Source organism: Herbiconiux daphne (genome assembly GCF_024979295.1).
GTDB classification, from domain to species: domain Bacteria; phylum Actinomycetota; class Actinomycetes; order Actinomycetales; family Microbacteriaceae; genus Herbiconiux; species Herbiconiux daphnes.
This window is the reverse complement of record NZ_JANLCJ010000270.1, coordinates 1-822: the sequence shown is the minus strand read 5'-3', so window position 1 is coordinate 822 and position 822 is coordinate 1. Positions and strand designations below refer to the sequence as shown.

Annotated in this window: 1 protein-coding gene; it reads right to left on the bottom strand. The window is 38.4% G+C overall.

The annotated features are described in order from the left end of the window. Positions 1-108 precede the first annotated feature (108 nt). Positions 109-822 (bottom strand): hypothetical protein (locus N1032_RS24565; protein WP_259543137.1); only part of this gene is annotated, 714 nt, incomplete at its 5' end.

Sequence of the window (822 nt, the reverse complement as noted above, 5' to 3'; positions counted from 1 at the left end):
GTTTACCCGACATTTGACAGCCGGAATATTTATCCGCAGCTTTAAGCAGATCTTTAGCAAGCGGGGTAACTTCTAACACTTTCGCTAATAATTCTTCTGGTGTCATAATTACAACTCCCGAATAATAACGCCTGAGTTAAGGAGGGAAATAATTTTCTCCTGTTCTTCTTTAAGAGCCTGAGAACGAAGATCAATTCTTTCCACCTGAATATAACCGCCGATATGTTTCTTTAAAATATCCTCATCAACGATAGGAATAGTAAACATACCATCAGCTAATACTGCTTCACCTCGCAAGATTTCGATGAATGGTACTTTAAGACCATTATCACCGCCGACCTGAATATTATCGTTTTCGGCGTGGTTGGTTGCCGAATTGATATAAGGGATGTTAATTCCCAGATCGGTTTCCTGCATTACCACAACATCATTAATTTTTGTGGATGAAATCAGGATCGTAGCTTTACCAGTATACACGTCGATAACGTAAATTACTCGCAAAGTTTGACCGATCACATAATCCAAATCAATATTAATTGACGGCGCGTGTGGCAAGTGAATTACAGCAATAGTATCAACGAAATCCAGAGTATTATTAAATTTCGCATCTACTTTAATACTACCCAAATCAACCGCGATTTTATCCGTGGATAAAGTAGGCGCTGTAATATGAGTATCTTTATCACCGAGTTTAATAGAGTCGTCAGTCTGGATATAAGACGGATCGACAGTAAACGGTAATTTAACCAGACCTAAAATAAAGTCGCCATAATCGCGGAATACAACGGTATTATTCGTATTCGAGTAGTTAAAGCGTTTAGC